The sequence below is a fragment of the Bradyrhizobium erythrophlei genome (genome assembly GCF_042430365.1).
Taxonomy (GTDB): Bacteria; Pseudomonadota; Alphaproteobacteria; order Rhizobiales; family Xanthobacteraceae; genus Bradyrhizobium; species Bradyrhizobium erythrophlei.
On record NZ_JBHMET010000252.1, the window covers coordinates 1 to 16,742 of the forward strand.

Annotated in this window: 19 protein-coding genes; 4 read left to right on the forward strand and 15 right to left on the reverse strand. The window is 63.7% G+C overall.

Going from position 1 to position 16,742, the window contains the following annotated elements; translation table 11 throughout:
- The first annotated feature begins 322 nt into the window (after positions 1-322).
- Positions 323-1,306 (forward strand): putative zinc-binding metallopeptidase, encoded by a 984-nt coding sequence (locus ACFFWD_RS37660; RefSeq protein WP_376974368.1) that lies wholly within the window; start codon positions 323-325, stop codon positions 1,304-1,306.
- The gene (locus ACFFWD_RS37665) at positions 1,303-2,337 is read left to right on the forward strand and encodes a D-alanine--D-alanine ligase family protein (protein WP_376974370.1); all 1,035 of its coding nucleotides are present in this window, start codon (positions 1,303-1,305) and stop codon (positions 2,335-2,337) included. The genes ACFFWD_RS37660 and ACFFWD_RS37665 overlap by 4 nt, the downstream gene beginning before the upstream one ends.
- A 330-nt stretch (positions 2,338-2,667) precedes the next feature.
- Here ACFFWD_RS37665 and ACFFWD_RS37670 read toward each other — a convergent pair whose 3' ends face one another.
- A complete protein-coding gene (locus ACFFWD_RS37670) occupies positions 2,668-3,063 on the reverse strand; it encodes a hypothetical protein (protein ID WP_376974372.1) in 396 nt (131 codons plus the stop codon).
- 484 nt (positions 3,064-3,547) lie between these two features.
- Positions 3,548-3,739 (reverse strand): hypothetical protein, encoded by a 192-nt coding sequence (locus ACFFWD_RS37675; RefSeq protein WP_376974374.1) that lies wholly within the window; start codon positions 3,737-3,739, stop codon positions 3,548-3,550.
- A 493-nt stretch (positions 3,740-4,232) separates the two neighbouring features.
- On the opposite strand from ACFFWD_RS37675, the gene ACFFWD_RS37680 reads away from it, so the two are divergent.
- Both ACFFWD_RS37680 and ACFFWD_RS37685 read left to right on the forward strand, forming a co-directional pair.
- Entirely contained in the window at positions 4,233-4,856 is a 624-nt protein-coding gene (locus ACFFWD_RS37680) for a hypothetical protein (RefSeq protein ID WP_376974376.1), read from the forward strand.
- A gap of 96 nt (positions 4,857-4,952) precedes the next feature.
- Entirely contained in the window at positions 4,953-5,645 is a 693-nt protein-coding gene (locus ACFFWD_RS37685; RefSeq protein ID WP_376974378.1) for a response regulator transcription factor, read from the forward strand.
- A gap of 264 nt (positions 5,646-5,909) precedes the next feature.
- Here the strand turns inward: ACFFWD_RS37685 and ACFFWD_RS37690 are convergent, their stop codons facing one another.
- From ACFFWD_RS37690 to ACFFWD_RS37750, 13 genes are all read right to left on the reverse strand, one after another.
- Positions 5,910-6,557, reverse strand: a complete 648-nt coding sequence (locus tag ACFFWD_RS37690; protein WP_376974380.1) for a pyroglutamyl-peptidase I — start codon at positions 6,555-6,557, stop codon at positions 5,910-5,912.
- Positions 6,554-7,540, reverse strand: a complete 987-nt coding sequence (meaB, locus tag ACFFWD_RS37695) for a methylmalonyl Co-A mutase-associated GTPase MeaB (RefSeq protein ID WP_376974382.1) — start codon at positions 7,538-7,540, stop codon at positions 6,554-6,556. Before meaB ends, ACFFWD_RS37690 begins: the two co-directional genes overlap by 4 nt.
- Before the next feature lie 48 nt (positions 7,541-7,588).
- Positions 7,589-7,924: a HepT-like ribonuclease domain-containing protein gene (locus ACFFWD_RS37700; RefSeq protein ID WP_376974384.1), complete on the reverse strand. Its 336-nt coding sequence runs from the start codon at positions 7,922-7,924 to the stop codon at positions 7,589-7,591.
- On the reverse strand, positions 7,925-8,239 hold the full coding sequence (locus ACFFWD_RS37705; RefSeq protein WP_376974386.1) for a nucleotidyltransferase family protein: 315 nt from the start codon (positions 8,237-8,239) through the stop codon (positions 7,925-7,927).
- Positions 8,240-8,313: 74 nt separating this feature from the next.
- The gene (locus ACFFWD_RS37710; protein WP_376974470.1) at positions 8,314-9,075 is read right to left on the reverse strand and encodes an RsiV family protein; all 762 of its coding nucleotides are present in this window, start codon (positions 9,073-9,075) and stop codon (positions 8,314-8,316) included.
- 77 nt (positions 9,076-9,152) lie between these two features.
- Positions 9,153-11,309 carry a methylmalonyl-CoA mutase gene (gene scpA, locus ACFFWD_RS37715; RefSeq protein WP_376974388.1) on the reverse strand — a complete coding sequence of 719 codons (2,157 nt, stop codon included), beginning with the start codon at positions 11,307-11,309 and terminating at the stop codon, positions 9,153-9,155.
- A 41-nt stretch (positions 11,310-11,350) separates the two neighbouring features.
- Positions 11,351-11,821: a GFA family protein gene (locus tag ACFFWD_RS37720; RefSeq protein ID WP_376974390.1), complete on the reverse strand. Its 471-nt coding sequence runs from the start codon at positions 11,819-11,821 to the stop codon at positions 11,351-11,353.
- On the reverse strand, positions 11,818-13,692 hold the full coding sequence (locus ACFFWD_RS37725) for a methylmalonyl-CoA mutase family protein (protein ID WP_376974392.1): 1,875 nt from the start codon (positions 13,690-13,692) through the stop codon (positions 11,818-11,820). The genes ACFFWD_RS37720 and ACFFWD_RS37725 overlap by 4 nt, the downstream gene beginning before the upstream one ends.
- A gap of 105 nt (positions 13,693-13,797) precedes the next feature.
- On the reverse strand, positions 13,798-14,289 hold the full coding sequence (folK, locus tag ACFFWD_RS37730; RefSeq protein WP_376974394.1) for a 2-amino-4-hydroxy-6-hydroxymethyldihydropteridine diphosphokinase: 492 nt from the start codon (positions 14,287-14,289) through the stop codon (positions 13,798-13,800).
- Positions 14,282-14,662 (reverse strand): dihydroneopterin aldolase, encoded by a 381-nt coding sequence (folB, locus tag ACFFWD_RS37735; RefSeq protein ID WP_376974396.1) that lies wholly within the window; start codon positions 14,660-14,662, stop codon positions 14,282-14,284. The genes folK and folB overlap by 8 nt, the downstream gene beginning before the upstream one ends.
- The gene (gene folP / locus ACFFWD_RS37740; RefSeq protein ID WP_376974398.1) at positions 14,659-15,513 is read right to left on the reverse strand and encodes a dihydropteroate synthase; all 855 of its coding nucleotides are present in this window, start codon (positions 15,511-15,513) and stop codon (positions 14,659-14,661) included. The genes folB and folP overlap by 4 nt, the downstream gene beginning before the upstream one ends.
- An 88-nt stretch (positions 15,514-15,601) precedes the next feature.
- The gene (locus ACFFWD_RS37745; protein WP_376974400.1) at positions 15,602-16,009 is read right to left on the reverse strand and encodes a DUF4332 domain-containing protein; all 408 of its coding nucleotides are present in this window, start codon (positions 16,007-16,009) and stop codon (positions 15,602-15,604) included.
- Positions 16,010-16,077: 68 nt separating this feature from the next.
- Positions 16,078-16,443: a DUF2267 domain-containing protein gene (locus ACFFWD_RS37750; RefSeq protein WP_376974402.1), complete on the reverse strand. Its 366-nt coding sequence runs from the start codon at positions 16,441-16,443 to the stop codon at positions 16,078-16,080.
- Positions 16,444-16,742 lie beyond the last annotated feature (299 nt).

Here is a 16,742-nt window from a genome sequence, read left to right on the forward strand (position 1 = left end):
GGGGCGTCAGGACCACACGACTTCACCGTCCGCCTCGCACGCACTCGTCAGTTGCGCGCTTAGCGACCACCGCATCCCACACCACGTTCGTGACGATCGCGATACGCCCCTCTTGCCGGGCGGGACGGCGGATTGATAGGCGTGATTTGGGGCGCGTGTCAAGATAATTTCTGAGAATCGGAAATGGCGGCGGCGGGCCGCGAAGACTCGGCGGTTGTTGCCAACAGCAACCTATGACACCATCCAAATGCCGACTTGTCATGACGTCTGGATAGCTATGCCGCGCCGGAAATATGCTTGGGAAAAGCTGTCGGATGAGCAGTTGCTCGAGCAACGCCTCAGTAGTCTGAGGGTTGGGGTCGAAGGCACCTGGCTCGAGGATTGTCTCAGCGCTCTCTATGAAGAGCTCGAAGGGCGGGGCATCCGGCTGCGGCCACACGCATGGATATCGAGCGAATGGTTTAGCCCGGCCGATGTGCCCGGCATTGCCATCCCATTCTATCTCGCCCATCCCCGCCTGATGAAGCTCGAGAAGAAAATGATGCTCGACGTCGAGGGTGGCACCTGGTCGCAGTGCATGGCCATTCTCCGTCATGAGGCGGGCCATGCGGTGCAGCACGGCTACCAGCTGCAACGCCGCCGGCGATGGCAGCAGCTGTTCGGCCCGTCTTCGAAACACTACCCGCGCTACTACCGGCCCAATCCGGCCAGTCGGCACTATGTCCAGCATCTTCGGCTCTGGTACGCGCAGAGCCACCCGGACGAAGATTTCGCCGAAACCTTCGCGGTGTGGCTGCGGCCGCGTTCGAACTGGCGGACGCGATACGCCGGTTGGCCGGCACTGAAGAAGCTCGAATATGTCGACGAGCTGATGGACGAGATTGCAGGGAAGCGACCGCTGCTTGCAACGCGAGAGCGCGTCGATCCGCTGCATGAGCTCAGCCAAACGCTTGGCGAGCACTACAAAAAGAAGCAGGCATTCTACGCCTTCACGCCACCGAAGACTTACGACCGCGACCTTTCCCGGCTCTTCTCCGCCGATCCGCGGCACCAACGGCAGCCGCCGGCGTCGGCCTTCATCAGGCGGCACCGCGCTCAAATCAGGCAGCTGGTCGCGCGATGGACGGGCGAGAACCAATTGACGCTTGATGCTGTGCTTGACGACATGATCTCGCGCTGCCGCGAGCTCAATCTGCGTGCTGTCGGCCCTGAACAGAAGCTCGTGATCAACTTCACCATCCTTTTGACCGCCAAGACCATGCACGCGCTGTTCGGCCCGTCACGGCGCAAATGGATTGCGCTATGAGACGCCTTCGCATTCTCGTGCTCATGCATCCCGACTGCGTGCCCCCGGACTCGACCGACGGATACACCGCGCAGCAAATCAACGCATGGAAAACGGAATACGACGTCGTGAGTACCTTGCGTGCAGCCGGCCATGAGGTTCGCCCACTCGGCGCGCAGGAGGAAATCAAGCCGGTGCGCGACGAGATCGAAGGGTTCAAGCCGCATGTTGTCTTCACGCTGCTTGAGGAATTCCACTATGAGGTCGTGTATGACCAGCACATCGCAAGCTATCTCGAGCTGATGCGGATCCCGTATACCGGGTGTAACCCGCGTGGCCTGATCCTGGCGCGCGGCAAGGACCTGTCCAAGACGCTGGTGCATCATCGCCGGATCGCGGTGCCCGCCTTTGCGGTGTTCCCGATGCGCCACAAGGTTAAACGGCCGGCGCGTCTTGCGTTGCCGCTCATCGTCAAGAGCCTGAACCTGGATGGATCGTTTGGTATCTCGCAGGCATCCATCGTCGATACGGACGAGAAGCTCGCAGAGCGGGTCGCCTTCATCCACGAGCGGATCGGGACTGCCGCTATCGCCGAGCAGTATATCGAGGGACGCGAGCTCTATGTCGGAGTGCTTGGCAACAATCGGCTGCGGGTTCTGCCGGTTTGGGAATTGAAATTTGGCAGCATGGGCGGTCGCGGGGCACGGCAAATAGCCACCGAGAAAGTCAAACACGATCCCAGTTATCAGGAACGCCTCGGAATTGAAGATGGGCCAGCCAAGGACCTCACACCGGAACTATCCGGCCGTATTCAGCGACTAGCGAAACGCATCTACCGAACACTGGGGCTCGATGGATATGCACGTATCGACTTTCGCCTCTCCGCCGACGGCACTCCGTATTTTATTGAAGCGAATCCCAATCCCGAAATCGCGAAGAGCCAAGAGTTCGCGACAGCGGCTCGGCATGACGGACTAGACTACCCGGATCTACTGCAGCGCATTCTGGCCCTCGGAATAAGCCGCGCAAAGGCAGGCGTATCCCTCGGCTGAAAGGCGACACGAGGCGGGCATGGACGGCGAAGGTGCGCGCTCACAAGTTGATTGCTGAGATGCCCGGACAGCATCGCATGGGATGGGAAGCAGTAAGGCCGCGTGCTTGGGGGCGTCGCTTACCCCGTTAACAGGCAGCCGACATATTGCCAAAAGAGTCGAAATCGTCCTTCGGCTTGTAGCCGGAATCGTGAAGGTTCCGGATACGCATCGCTCCCGCGGCGAAGCCTCGGAGTTCGCCCAGCCGCGTAGTGGCACAAACTGCATACCGCTGATCTAGGTGTGTCGGGAAAAACCAGCGCTCCGGTCGCAGTGATTCAAAGCTGTGACCTAGCTCATAGCGGCCGGGAAGACGCTGCGATATTTGAATTGCATCGCCATGTACTGAACGACTGCAATGTATTGACCATCACCTAACGCTTTAACGAACGAGGCAGGGATATGCTCACCGCCCTCATCCTCATTTGCTCCGTCGCGACAGCGCCCAGCCCCGACGACTGCACGCGCGACACTGCTGGGTCGATCATGCGTATTCCGGCAGAGTTTGGCAGCCCAGCCACATGCTTTATGCAAGCGCAAGCTTACTTCGCACAGAGTCCGGTCGGCCAAGAGCTCGACGGAAGCGAGCGTGTCAGGGTGATCTGCCTGCGGAGCGAAACTGTGGCCGGCGTGCATGTACAGCGCCTCAATAGCCCGTAGTTCTCCGGACATGAACGCCAGCGTCACCGGCCATCATCCCAAACGCGCGAGCCGCACTCGCATTTGAACAGGTGGACCAGCTCGCCCGTGCCGAGGTCCACAAATGTCCGCACCAATTCTAGCTGTCGGTTGCAGAACTGACATTTCCTGTCAGAAGTGCTTCGGAGTTCGACGACCTTCTCGGCTTTGTACAGATCCCATTGGCTCATCCCGTGACATAACCGAACTGCGGTTTTCTACTCCGTCCTCTTGGCGTCCCTCGACCTATCAGCCGACGCCGCGCATGCGCTACTGAAGTCACGCTGCATCCGAGCGTAGTTCACTCTCTGTCGGGAAAGTGTGGCAAAACGCGAGGGGCAACATGCCCAAATGTTCCTTACGTTAACGCATACAATAAATGGAAACTTGAGCAAGAATTTTATTCGTAGCTCTCCGCGCACCCAAGCGCGCTCGGCAGAGCGAACACGGGTCGCGCGATTGAGGCGAACGAGGCGCCTATGCCGGACCACTGTTACTTTTTCGGACCAGCCTTGTGATCGATATCTTTGTCGCGGCTGGGGATGATGAAAGCGAGCGAATACTCCGGTGCCGGATATTTCTGCCGCAAGAGACGCAGCGCCTCCGCTGCGGAATCCGCAGTTACATGCACTTGGAAAATGCTCTGATCGCCTTTCTTCTGAAGGCCCACTGCAAAGACTGGCATGCGTTCTCTGTCGCTCGCTGGGACGCGACCCGTTCGCTTCCTCCTGGAGAGCATGCGCCGTGCCAGAGTTTGGTGTGCCGGATTGAGGCGGTCTGCACCGGGTCGGTGCACATCGTGCCTAATCGGTTCGATCGCGTCGGGAACGCGGTGCAGTTCACAAGGACTGGAGGGCATGACGCATGTGATCGGCTTCATACGTCTGTGGCACATCCCTTGCTACGCTTTGGATGCTGGGATTGCAGGGCCAGCTTGAAACAGGTCGCCGTCGGGACAGTGTATTTCGAGCCCGGCGGCGTAATTTTTTGAGACGAGCGGGACAAGCTGCCCCGACGTCCCGCCGCGCGTCGTCAAGCCGATCCTAGTAACACTAACTTGGATGTCAGAATCTGTCACATTAGTCATTTGACGTTTCAGAAATAGTTTCGGCCTCCTCATTGTTGTTCTTCCTGCGACAGGCATTCTCGCTGTCGCGTCAACAACGGAGGATTCTTCGATGAGCAACAAGTTGTTTGGTTACCTCATCGCAGGTGCGCTCGCCTCCGCGCTCGCCATTGCCTCGCCGGCCCTCGCCCAGCGCGGCGGTGGAGGCGGTGGCGGCATGGGTGGCGGTGGCGGGCATGGCTTCGGTGGCGGTGGCGGCTTCGGTGGCGGGCATGCTATCGGCGGCGGTGGTGGCTTCGGTGGCGGGCATGCTATCGGCGGCGGTGGTGGCTTCGGTGGCGGGCATGCCATCGGCGGCGGTGGTGGCTTCGGCGGCGCCCGCTTCGGCGGCGCGGGCCTAGGCCCTCGTACCGGAGGCATGATAGGCCCGCATTTCGGCGGCGCCCGCTTCTTCGGCACGGGCATAGGCCCGCGCACCGGAGGCATGATAGGCCCGCATTTCGGCGGCGCTCGTTTCGCGGGGGCGCCCTTTGCGGCACGTGCGGCATTCGTGCCGGGTCAACGCTTCGCGTTCCACCCCGGCTTCCATCACCGCTTCCATCACCGCTTCCATCGCTTTGCGTTCATCGGCGTACCTTTCGTCTACGCCGCCTACAACTACGACTATTGCTGGCGCAGAGTATGGACGCGATATGGACTGCAGTGGGTCAACGTCTGCTACGACTACGGCTACTAACCGCTGGCGAACCGACGTCATTGTGATGATCGCCATTGGCGCATTTTTTGGCGCAGAGAAACCGGACAGGCTGGTGGCGATCGTCGGAGAAAGACCATGACGGGTGGCCACCGCCGCATTCTGGTCGTCGAGGACGACCCGGAAACCGCCGGTCAGCTCCTGGAACAGCTCACGACCAGCGGCTACCAGGTGGATTTGGCTTCCAGCGGCAACGAAGCGCTAAGCCACGGGGTGGCACACGACTATGCCGTGATCACGATCGACCGCATGCTTCCCGACATCGATGGCATTGCGGTGATGCGCGAGTTGCGCGAAGGCGGCGTTGCCGCGCCCTTCCTGATCATCAGCGCGCTCGGAGAAGTCGACGACAAGGTCCGTGGCCTGCGGGCCGGCGGCGACGACTATCTGGTCAAGCCTTTCTCCTTCCTCGAGCTGTTGGCGCGACTGGAAGCGCTTGGCCGCCGCAGCGACACCGTCGCCAGGGATACGATCCTGCGCGTCGGCGATCTCGCAATCGACCTGATCTCGCGGACCGTCAGCCGGCGCGGCGAGGAGATTCTCCTTCTGCCCAAGGAATTCCAGCTTCTGGAATATCTAGTGCGCAACGAAGATCGCATCGTGTCGCGGGCGATGTTGCTGCAGCACGTCTGGGATCTTCATTCCGATCAATCGATGAATATCATTGACGTCTATGTCGGACGCCTGCGCCGCAAGGTGGACGACCAGCAGGCCTATCCGCTGATCCATACGATTCGCGGTGTTGGATACTGTCTCCGTGCTCCTGGCTAAGACGCTCAGCTCAACGACTTTCAAGCAGGCGCTGATCGCGATCGGCGGGAGATTGAGGTCCTGGTGCCTCCATCCCTGCTCGCCAGCGCCCACGAGCTGATCGAATAGAAGGTAATTTGCTGCGATGCATGAGTCCGGAAGTGGCCCGACTCGGACCTCCGGCGATGTCCGCTTTCGCGCCGCCGTTGAGGCATTAGCAGACCTCAAACGACGCCCTGATGCACAGCGTCCCGGTTTGTGAGTACACGGCCCAATCCGCATCGCTCACGCGAGCGTGGCCTGCCGGGTCAGTTTCACCAATTCAAGCAGCATTGCTTCGCCGGCATCGACCAGATGTTCCAGCGTGATGTGCGAGAGGCCGCGCGCAGCCGTGCCTTCACGCGCGAGCGGCGGAACATGGACGAACTGCGCCAAGCGAGGGCCGCCATCCGCTGCCACGGCTTCGATCGCGCGCCAGCTCAAATAGTTGCAGAGATAGCTGCCGGCATCGCGCGACAGCCGTGCATCGATCCCGGTCGCGCGCGCCGCGCGCAGGAGCTTCTCGGTGTGCGGGCCGAAGGCTCGCGCATCGGCGCCGTCGACGATCGATCCCTTGCGCGCATGCTGGCGGCCGGCATCGGGAAAGCGGGTCGTCACGGCATTGCGCGCCCGGGTCTCGATCCGCAAATGCGAGCTGCGACCGGCGAGGCCGAACATCAGCAGCGCCTGCGGGCGGTGCCTCGTGATGAGTTGAGGCAATTCGCGGTCCACCGTGTCGTAGGTGACGTGGAAGATATGGCTCGTCAGCGCGACGTCGTCGAAGGCCGGGCGGCGCAGGCCGGTCAATCGCTTCACCAGCGGCATCGTCGGGTTGAATGGCGCGCCCGGGAACGGGCCGAACCCAGTAACCAGGATGCGCAGCTTCCCGCTCACCTCAGCATCTCCGCGATCTGCTCGGCGGCGACGGCCGGAGAGATGCGGCCGTCCGCGACCTCGGCCTCCATCTTCTTCACCTTGGCGCGGATCGCGGCGTCCGCGCGCAACCGCGCCATCATCCGCTGCTCCAGCATCGACCACATCCACTTCACCTGCTGCTCGCGGCGGCGGCCGGCGAATTCGCTCGAGGCGATCATCGCGGTGCGATGGTCGAGGATCTTCTGCCAGAGCCGGTCGAGCCCTTTGCCCGACAGCGCCGAATAGGTCTCGACCGGCGGATGCCAGTGCTCGGAGCGCGGCGAGAGGATGTGCAGCGCGCTGCGATATTCGGCGGCCGCAAGATTGGCACGCTTGATGTTGTCGCCGTCGGCCTTGTTGATCGCGATCATGTCGGCAAGCTCGACGAGCCCCTTCTTGATGCCCTGCAACTCGTCGCCGGCGCCCGGCAGCATCAGCGCGAGGAAGAAATCGGTCATGTCGCAGACCGCAGTCTCGGACTGGCCGATGCCGACGGTCTCGACCAGCACGACGTCGAAGCGGGCGGCCTCGCACAGCAGCATCGCCTCGCGGGTCTTGGCGGCGACGCCGCCGAGCGTGCCCGAGGAGGGCGAGGGCCGGATAAAGGCGCCGTCGGAGGCGGCGAGCTGCGCCATGCGCGTCTTGTCGCCGAGGATCGAGCCGCCGGTGCGGGCCGAGGAGGGATCGACCGCCAGCACCGCGACCTTGTGGCCGCGCTCGATCAGGAACATGCCGAGCGCATCGATGGTGGTCGACTTGCCGACACCAGGCGAGCCGGTGATGCCGACCCGCACCGCCTTGCCGGTGTCGGGCAGCAACGCCTGCACCAGCTCGCGCGCCGCCGCCTGGTGGTCGCTGCGCCGGCTCTCGATCAGCGTGATCGCCCGCGCCAGCGCGGCGCGGTTGCCGGCACGGAGGTCCTTGGCGAGGGCGCGGATGTCGATGGGCTTCGGCAGGTTCATGCCTTGATCTACTATGGTCAGATGCCCGAGGCGAGGGGAGTGGGTCGGCTAGGGGCCTATCTTGCGGCTCACAAAGGCCTTTAGCGCGGGCAGGTCGGTACGAACAACGTCCCAGACGATATCGACTTTGGTCGCGTGATAGGCATGCCGCAATACGTTGCCAAAATCGATCATCTTTCGCCAGTTGATACCGACGTCAGGATCCTTGACGCTATCTGGAATTCTTCGCGACGCTTCGCAGACGATCTCAAGCAGACGTTCGGTCGCCAGACGCCGCATCTTGTCGGCGGAGAACTGCTCAAAGTTGCTGCCGGCGACAATGCCCTCGATTTCGATGATGGCTTCCAGAATGTCCCTCAGCCGATCCTCTACGGTAGGCGGCATTCAGAAGACCTCGATCAGATCATCGGCGATCCGCTCCGCGACGCGCGGTTTGAGCAGCTCACGCATGGATAGCTGCACCTGAAGGCCGGTCGCATCTTCGATCAAATGCAAGACCTTGAAGAAATCGAACGGCGGCAATTCACCGCGAGCCGTCGTCTCGACAAGGACATCGAGATCGCTATCGGGACGCGCATCGCCGCGGGCGCGTGATCCGAACAGGGTCAGTCGCTTGACGCCCTCGGCTCTCAGCGCGGGGGCAATCTCACGCAACTGGCCGATGACGGTATCAAGGGGAACGTCCGCGACGTCGATCATGGATTAACACTAGCACATCTGCGGGGAACCGCACAGCATCCAGGCCGGGGGGGGGCCGCCGCCGGGACGAGGGACTATTGCTGCTCCTCATCGCCCTTCGGCCGCGTGCCGCCGAATATCCTGGTGCCTTCCGGCGTCAGATATGGCTTGAGCGTCTCCCAGGGTACGAAGGCGACATACTGGCCTTCGGCATAGGGGCCGACGGCATAGGGCGGGTAGTGGAACGTCAGGCCCGAACTCTTGCCCGCCGCCGTCGATGGCGCGAACGTGACAGCGCCGATCTTGAGCAGGGTCGGCTTCAGCTCCTTGTACCACTCGGCGGTCGCAGTCTCGCCGGCGTCGCGCTTCCGCTTTTCCACATTCAGGGAGGCGATGACGGCTTTCAGCATCGCCTTCATGGTCGGGCCATCGTCTGATGTCTCGGTGAAGAAGGGGCGGATGCTGATGCGCTTCTTGTCGGTCGCATCCCACAGGATGGTGTTGACGTCGGAGTTCGGATGCGCGCCGCGGGTGTCCACATAGTCGTCGCGCAGCACGCTCACATAGCGGCCGTCGACGACGGAGCGCACGGAGTATTTGCGCTCAAAACTCCAGCCGCCGTCCTTGAAGAGCTGCGGGTCCTGCTTGCGGGAATCCGCGGCGTCGGCCGCGTTCTTGTCGATCCACTTCCTGCCCTCGGCGAGGCAATCGGCGGCCAGCGCCGCGTCCGCCTTGATCTTGCTGTCGAGCACGACATTGGCCTCGACGCTTCTGTTCTTGACCGAGGCGTCGGGCTTGGGATCGGCGGCGAGGGCCGGAAGGCTGAGGCAGACAATCGCGCCGGCAACGCAGAGAATGCGGGCAGGCGTCAGTGAGCGAACGGCGCGCACGGAGAATTTCCTTCGGGTTGTGAAAGAGGCTGACAGCGGCGGAGCTATTCCGCCGCCTCGCTGTGGCCGAGTCGGGCGTTGAGCTTGCGGATCAACTCCTCGGCGGCATCAGAGATCACGGTGCCGGGCGGGAAGATCGCCTCAGCCCCGGCGGCATAGAGCGCCTCGTAATCCTGCGGCGGGACGACGCCGCCGATGATGATCATGATGTCCTCGCGGCCGTGCTTCTTCAGCGCGGCCTTGAGCTCCGGCACCGCGGTGAGGTGAGCGGCGGCGAGCGAGGAGACGCCGAGGATGTGCACGTCGTTCTCGACCGCTTGCCTCGCGGCTTCGTCGGCGGTCGCAAACAGCGGTCCGATATCGACGTCGAAGCCGACATCGGCAAAGGCCGATGCGATCACCTTCTGGCCGCGGTCATGGCCGTCCTGGCCGATCTTCGCCACCAGGATGCGGGGACGGCGGCCTTCGGCCTCCTCGAACGCATCGATCAGCGCCTGAACCTTTTCGACCCGGTTGGACATGGTCGCAGCCTCTCGCTTGTAGACGCCGGTGATCGACTTGATCTCGGCACGGTGCCGGCCGAACACCTTTTCCATCGCGTCCGAAATCTCGCCGACGGTGGCCTTGGCACGCGCAGCGTCGATGGCGAGCGCCAGCAAATTGCCGTTGCCTTCGCCCGCGCTGCGGGTCAGCGCGGCGAGCGCCTGCGCGACATCCTTCTCGTTGCGTTCCTTCTTGAGCCTGGCGAGCTTGTCGATCTGCAGCCGCCGCACCGTGGAATTCTCCACCTTCAGCACCTCGATCGGCTTCTCGTTCTCGGGCTTGTACTTGTTGACCCCGATCACCGCCTGGCGGCCGGCATCGATGCGCGCCTGGGTCTTGGCGGAGGCTTCCTCGATCCGGAGCTTCGGCACGCCGGCCTCGATCGCCTTCGCCATGCCGCCGAGCGCCTCGACCTCCTGGATATGGCCCCAGGCCTTCTCGGCGAGATCGCGGGTCAGCCGCTCGACGTAATAGGAGCCGCCCCAGGGATCGATGATGCGGTTGGTGCCGCTTTCCTGCTGCAGGAACAATTGCGTGTTGCGGGCGATGCGCGCGGAGAAATCGGTCGGCAGCGCCAGCGCCTCGTCGAGCGCGTTGGTGTGCAGCGACTGGGTGTGGCCTTGGGTCGCCGCCATCGCCTCGATCGTGGTGCGCATCACATTGTTGAAGACGTCCTGCGCGGTCAGCGACCAGCCCGAGGTCTGGCAATGCGTGCGCAGCGACAGCGAGCGCGGATCCTTCGGGTTGAACGGCTTCAGGAGCTTGGCCCAGAGCAGCCGCGCGGCGCGCATCTTGGCGACTTCCATGAAGAAGTTCATGCCGATCGCCCAGAAGAACGACAGCCGCGGCGCGAACCGATCGACGTCGAGGCCGGCGGCAAGGCCGGCACGCAGATATTCGACGCCGTCGGCAAGCGTGTAGGCGAGCTCGAGGTCCTGCGTCGCACCCGCTTCCTGCATGTGGTAGCCGGAGATCGAGATCGAGTTGTATTTCGGCATCTTCTGCGAGGTGTAGGCGAAGATGTCCGAGATGATCCGCATCGAGGGCGCCGGCGGATAGATGTAGGTGTTGCGCACCATGAACTCTTTCAGAATGTCGTTCTGAATGGTACCCGACAGTTTCTCCGGCGGCACGCCCTGCTCTTCGGCGGCGGCGACGAACAGCGCGAGGATCGGCAGCACCGCGCCGTTCATGGTCATCGACACGCTCATCTGGTCGAGCGGGATGCCGGCAAACAGCGTGCGCATGTCGTAGATCGAATCGATCGCGACACCAGCCATGCCGACGTCGCCGGAGACGCGCGGATGATCCGAGTCATAGCCGCGGTGGGTGGCGAGATCGAACGCCACCGACAGGCCCTTCTGGCCGGCCGCGAGGTTGCGGCGATAGAAGGCGTTGGAATCCTCCGCCGTGGAGAAGCCGGCATATTGCCTGATGGTCCAGGGCTGGTTGACGTACATCGTCGGGTAGGGGCCGCGCAGATAGGGCGCGATCCCGGGCCACGTCTCGAGGAAGTCGATGCCTTCGAGGTCGGCTTCGCTATAGGCGGATTTGACCGGGATGCCCTCGGGCGTCAGCCACGGCTCCGCGCCCGCGGCAGAGATACCACTACTGACTTTCTCAAATGCGATATCAGCGAAGTTCGGTATGCGGCTCATGGCGGTCCATCATAGCATGGGTGAGCGTTTTCAGGCTCAGTTCAATCATGGTCCGGATGCTGGTGGCTGACGATGGTCGCCATCTTCTCCGGACCGTAATTCTGCATCGTGGTCTGGCTCGGCAGATTGGCGATGCCGACCACCCAGCCGAGGCGGGACTCGGTTCCGAATTGCTGCGTCGGCACCACCCGGTCCGGCCGGTCGAAGGCGCCGGTCATGATCTCGATCCGTGGCCCATCGATCCGGCGGAAGCTCAAGGGCGTTCCGCAAGCGGAACAGAAGTCGCGCTCGGCGATCGAGGACGACTTGAATGCAGCCGGCTTGCCGCGGGTCCATGCGAAATCGGTTTTCTCGATGTCGGCAAAGGAGGCGAACGGCGCGCCGGAGGCCTTCTGGCACATCCGGCAGTGGCAGATGCTGATCCGCGCGGGCAAGCCCGAGACGGCGAAGCGGACCGCGCCGCATTGGCAGCCGCCGGTCAGAACGGTTTTTGCTGGTGTCTCTGCCGTCATGCTTGCTCCATCCGCCGATAGGCGTCGCGCAACGTGGCCAGGGCATCACCGCCGGCGAAGACGAATTCGCCAATGCCGGCCGCCCGCAGCGTCGCTTCCTGGGCGCCGGGACGCCCTGCCAGATAGATATGCTTGGCGCCGGCGCCGTGAAGGGCCTTGGCGGCCTCCGCGGCGCTGATGGCGTAAACCTTGTCCGAGGAGCAGATGCAGGCCATCGCCGCGCCCGAGGCCTTGAAGGCCGCGGCAAGTGCGGCCGCGTCGGCAAAGCCCTCGCTGTCGATCGCCTCGATGCCGCCGGTCTCGAAGAAGCTCTTGGCGAAGGTGGCGCGCGCGGTGAAGTCCGCGGGCGTGCCGAGATTGGCGAGGAAGATCTTGGGCCGCGCGCCGTTAGCCTTCAGCGCCGCGTCCGATCTGTCGCGCAGCGCTTCGAACGGCTCGGCGAGCCGCATCGGCGCCAGCGCGTCGAAGGTGATCTTCGCGTCGGCGAGAGCGACCGGAGCTGCCGGCTTCACATCCAGCACCGCGATCTCGGCCTCGTGCAGGTTCGGGAATTCGCTGGCGCCGGTCAGCACGTCACGGCGCTTGGCGACGTTGGTCTCGCGCGCCGCCCGGGTCGCGGCAACCTTGGTCTGGATCAGGCCTTGCTCGAGGGCAGGGAAGATGCCGCCGGCCTTCTCGATCTCCTGGAACAGCGCCCACCCCGCCTCGCAAAGCTCAGACGTCAGCGTCTCGACGCCGCCGGAGCCCGCCGCGGGGTCGGAGACCTTTGCAAGATTGGATTCTTCGAGCAGGACGAGCTGGGTGTTGCGCGCCACCCGCCGGGCGAAATCATCGGGAAGCCCGAGCGCCAGCGTGTGCGGCAGCACCGTGATCGCATTGGCGCCGCCAAGCCCGGCCGCGAACGTCGCCATGGTCGCGCGCAGCATGTTCACATAGGCGTCGCGCTGGGTCAGCATGCGCCATGCGGTCTGCGCGTTGACGAAGATCGGCTTCGGCGCCAGCCCGCAGGCCTGCTCGACCCGCGCCCACAGCCGTCGCAGGGCACGGAATTTTGCCAGCGTCAGGAACTGGTCGGCGTCGGCGCTGAGCCGGAACGAGATGCCTGCGCGCGCCGCATCCAGCTCGATGCCGGCGGCTTCAAGCATGCGGAGATAAGCAAGCGCCACCGCCAGCGTGAAGGCAAGCTCCTGCACCTCGGAGCCGCCGGCATCGTGGACCGGCCGGCCGTCCGCGAGCACGAACGGTCCCTTGAAGCCGCGCTTGATCAGCCCGTTCACCACCTTGCCGAACGGCTTCCCGTACTCGGCCCAGGCGGCCGCCGCGGCGCCCCGCACCGCGACGGTCGAGAGCGCCTGATAGTTGAAGTGAAGATCGAGCTTGGCGGGATCGATCTTGCGGGCCTCGATCATGTCGGCAAAATTCTCGCCGGCATTCTCGCGCCCGAGCACCGGGTTGAGCGCGATCATGATGCCGGCGTCGAGATGGATGCCGTCGCACACCCGCGCCAGCGTCTCCTTGCTGGCCTCGGCGAGGCCAAAGCCGCGTGTGCCTGGTCCGCCGGCGAATTCGAACTCGAGGCCGGTCGCGCCGTTCTCGAGATCGTTCAGCGCCTGCGTATTCGCCACTGCGGCATCCGGATGGTCGACCCGCTGCAGGACCTGCCATGGCGCCGCGGCGGCACGGCCGGCGATCGGGCTCGCATTGGTCGCGCGGCGGTAGATCGGGTCGATCTTCAGCCCGTCATAGGTCTTGCCGACCAGCTTCTCGAACGACCCGCCCTTGAGCACGCCGTCGACCAGCTTGCGCCAGTCGTCATAGGTCGCCGGTTGAAAATCCGCTGCCAGCCGCAAGTCGTCAGTCGTGGTCGTCATCCGCCCAAAATGTCCTTCGTCGGCCCCTGGGGGCCCGCTTGATTTGGCTGGAAATTGCCACGGGCGGGCGGCCAAGCCAAACCTTTGTTTGGGGTCTTCCTGGCCTCAATCGAGGTCCGGTAGCCGTAAAATACCGTCGGTCGAAATTCCTACCAGCGCGTCGGCGACCCGGCGCCCGGCGATGAGGCGGTCGGGAACGATCTCGGCGAGCGGCACCAGCACGAAAGCGCGCTCGAACAGCCGCGGATGCGGCAGCGTCAGCTCCGGTCGGTCGAGCGTGACGTCGTTATAGGCGATCAGGTCGAGATCGAGCGTCCGCGAGCCCCAGCGCCGTTCGTTGGCGCGGTCGCGGCCGAATTTTTTCTCGATCTTGTGCAGCGTGAACAACAGCGCGTGCGGGTCGAGGCTGGTCTCGATCTCGATGCAGGCGTTGATGAAGCTCGCCTGCTGCTCCTCGCCCCAGGGCGGCGTCGCATAATCCGACGAGCGCGCCACGAGCGCCGCCTGCGTCATGCCGCAGATGTTGGCGATCGCTGCCCTGAACGTCGTGCGGACGTCACCGACATTGCCGCCAAGCGCGATCAGGACGCTAGCCATGGGAGGGTGAGTGCCGCGAGCGCGTCAGCACCACGCCGACATCCTCGAAAATCGCGGCGATCGGCGCGTGCGGCTTGTGGACGGCGACCTTGACGGAGCTGACGCGCGGGAAGGCCGACAGGATTGCGTCCGCCACGGCGCCGGCTGCGCGCTCCAGGAGCTTGTAATGGGTGTTCGTGAACGCGGCCTCAGCAGTGGCCACAACGTTGGAATAGGAAACGGTGTCAGCCAGGCGGTCGGTGCGGGAGGACTCCGACAGGTCGATGATCAGTTCGAGGTCGATGACAAAGCGTTGTCCCACCTCGGTCTCGTGCGCCATCACGCCATGCCGCGCATGGGTGACGAGACCGGTGATGAAGATCGTGTCGGTCATTGCTGGTCCCTGATTGCCGCTGCCACCCGCAGCGCCTGAACGGTTTCCGCCACATCATGGGTGCGGATGATGCGTGCGCCATTTTGCGCGGCGATCAGATGCGCCGCGATCGAGCCGCCGAGGCGCTGTTGCGGCTCAGAGGGGACCACTGTGCTGATGAAGCGCTTGCGTGAGGCGCCGACCAGCACCGGCAGGCCGAACGAACTCAGCTCGGCAAGCCGCGCCAGCGCCGTCATGCTCTGCTCCGGCGTCTTGCCGAAGCCGATGCCGGGATCGAGCACGATCCGGTCGGGCAAAATGCCGGCCTTGGCCGCGATGTCGAGCGAACGTGCGAGGAAGTCCGCGATGTCCTGCATGATATCGATCGCGGGATCGGCGCGGTCGCGATTATGCATGACGATCACGGGCGCGCCGCGCGCGGCGACCAGCGCCGCCATGCCGGCATCGCGCTGCAGGCCCCAGACGTCATTGGCGATGACGGCGCCCTGGTCGAGCGCCCAGGCCACCACCTCGGATTTCATGCTGTCGATCGAGACGGGAACGCCGAGCGCGACCACATCGGCCAGCACCGGCTTCAGCCGCCTCAACTCCTCCTCGGCCGAGACCGGCTGCGAACCGTAGGGGCGGGTGGATTCGGCGCCGATATCGATGATGTCGGCGCCGCCGGCCACCAGCTTCCGGGCCTGCGCCAGTGCCTGCTCCGGAGCGACGAACTGTCCGCCGTCCGAAAAAGAATCGGGCGTCACATTCACCACGCCCATGACCGCCGGATAGGGCCGGGACAGCAGCGCCGGCAGCACCGCGCCCCCGGTTGGGACTGACGTCACTGACGGTTTGGGCTTGCTCGCCATCATGCGGTCGCTTTGCGCGGTCCGCGAGGCCAAGTCAAGGTGGAGGGAGGGGAGCGGGCCGGCTGCGGCCCAACGCTGCCCTGACAGGCTAGTAGGTGATCTTCGGTTGCAGCTTCCGTGCCTGCTCGATGATCAGCTCGACCGACTTCTCCGACGGCAGGACGCGGACGAGCTTCCGCCTGGTGTTGGCGTCCTTCATGCTCTGGGCGAGCCGCGACGGGTTGCGGTGTGCGAGTTCACGCACCGTGGTGACGCCGGCAGCGCGCATCAGGCCGACCTTGGCCTTGCCCATGCCGGGAATCCGCATGTAATCGGAGATGTTGGCCCATTCGAGCAATTGCTGCTCGCTGATGCCGGTCTTGGCTGCGAGCGCCTTGCGCCCCTTGACGGTACGGGCAGCTTCAAGCAGGCCTTCGGTGGTGCGGATACCGTGCGACTTCAGTTTTGCTGCGCAGTAGGCAGGCAGGCCTTCGATCTCTGAGAGGGGATATGTCATGATACTCGTGAACAAAGAGAAGGGAGCGTACGCCCAAAGGGTGCTTCAGCGGTGTTTCAGGTGCTGTTTCAGGCAAACTGGCTGAGGCCCGGCGTCCCCGAGATGATCTCGCCCATTTGATCCGCTCCGATTTTGTCGCGCCCGAACACAAAAAGTTCACGCGCGACCTTCTGAATCTCGCCCATGCTCAAACCAAGCGCCATCAGCCGGCTGCCGACGGCCATCAGGCCGCCACCCATCAACCGCGACAGACCGCCGCCGTTGTTGGAGGCAGCGATCGCCGCCTCGGCACCTGGGATCTGGTCGATCAGAGCCTGGACCTTGTCGGAAGGCCCCTCGTTACGGAGGAAGCCCAGCACGATGCCGATGGTTTTTTCGGCGACAGCACTATCGATGCCGGCCTTTGCAGCCAGCCGTCCGACCAGTTCGTCCATATTACCCCGCCCTCGACCGGTTCTTGCCGGATCGTTCTTTGAGGATTGATCTTGAGCGCCTGCGCACTGAAATTCAAGCGATCAGCGCATGGCAACTCGTTTTTCTTCCTGATCGCATTGTGAGTGTTGCATCGGTGCAAGAGTGAGTGCGGGATTGACGCTATCCTGTCGCAGCGCGCAATGTTTTTCTTCGCTTGGCGGGAGGAAAGTATCAGGAACATGGTTTCCGAATGATGAGGCACGTCGGCGTCGACGGTTTCAATCGATCGGCAAGATGCAATATGATGGCTGTGTGATCC